The sequence below is a fragment of the Hahella sp. HN01 genome (assembly GCF_018986435.1).
In the GTDB taxonomy this organism is placed as follows: domain Bacteria; phylum Pseudomonadota; class Gammaproteobacteria; order Pseudomonadales; family Oleiphilaceae; genus Hahella.
Map to the genome: position 1 here is coordinate 1 of NZ_JAHMIN010000130.1, position 1,102 is coordinate 1,102.

Annotated in this window: 1 protein-coding gene; it reads left to right on the plus strand. The window is 51.8% G+C overall.

The genetic code is table 11. The annotated features are described in order from the left end of the window. Nucleotides 1-40: 40 nt before the first annotated feature. The gene (locus tag KP814_RS32600) at nt 41-1,075 is read left to right on the plus strand and encodes an IS630 family transposase (RefSeq protein WP_216740681.1); all 1,035 of its coding nucleotides are present in this window, start codon (nt 41-43) and stop codon (nt 1,073-1,075) included. Nucleotides 1,076-1,102 lie beyond the last annotated feature (27 nt).

Genomic DNA, 1,102 nt, shown 5'->3' on the forward strand with positions numbered 1-1,102 from the left:
TATTAACCTGGCATCGATATAGGTATGATACACTACCCATATGATTATAGAAGACGCTCGCTCATTACCTGCCGCAGCGCAGGAAGAAAAAAGAAAACAGGCCGTGCGACTGCGCAAGCAGGGGTATAGCTATCAGGAAATAGCCGATAAGGTCGGTGTCCATAACCTGACGGTGGGAAAGTGGATCAGAGCTTATGAAGCGCAAGGGGTTAGCGGGATTAAATCCAAGCCCCGGGGACGAGAGCCCGGTTCGGGACAGCGATTAACGCCAGGGCAGGAGAACCGAATCAGATGTTTGATTGTCGATAAAAGCCCGGACCAGCTCAAGCTGGAGTATGCGCTCTGGACCCGTAAGGCGGTGCAACAGCTTATTGCGCAGGAGACGGGAGAGCACTTGGCGATCCGAACGGTTGGCAGTTATCTGACCGCCTGGGGTTTCACGCCGCAGAAGCCGGTGAAGAAAGCGTATGAGCAAAACCCGTCTCAAGTCGATAAGTGGCTGAAGGAGGAATACCCGGTCATCAGCGGACGAGCGAAGACGGAAGGGGCGGAGATCTATTGGGGGGATGAGACGGGGCTGCGAAGCGACGCTCAACATGGGCGGGGCTATGCGCCGAAAGGGAAAACGCCGGTGATTCGCCTGAACGCCAAGCGTGAGTCGGTCAATATGATCTCAGCGATCAGCAACCAGGGCAAAGTGCGGTTTCAAATCTATGACGGCTCAATGGACGCAGACCGGTTGATAGGGTTCATGAAGCGGCTGATCCAAGACGCCCAACGGAAGGTCTTCCTGATACTGGACAATTTGAGAGTCCATCACGCGAAGGTTGTTAAGGCCTGGCTTGAGGAGAATGAGGATCGTATAGAAGTGTTCTATTTACCCGCCTATTCCCCGGAATTGAACCCGGACGAATACTTGAATTGTGACTTAAAAGCGGGAGTTCACAGTGGTAAGCCGGCACGAAAGAAAGGGGATCTCAAAAAGAAAGTTCGATCCCATATGTGTATGTTGCAAAAGAAGCCTTCGAGGGTGAAAAAATACTTTAACCACCCAAGCATCAAATATGCGGCATAGAATGCCTATATCGATGCCGGATTAATA

Excerpts from the sequence above, each read along its gene's own strand:
- KP814_RS32600 (WP_216740681.1), top strand. The coding sequence starts at position 41 with ATGATTATAGAAGACGCTCGCTCATTACCTGCCGCAGCGCAGGAAGAA.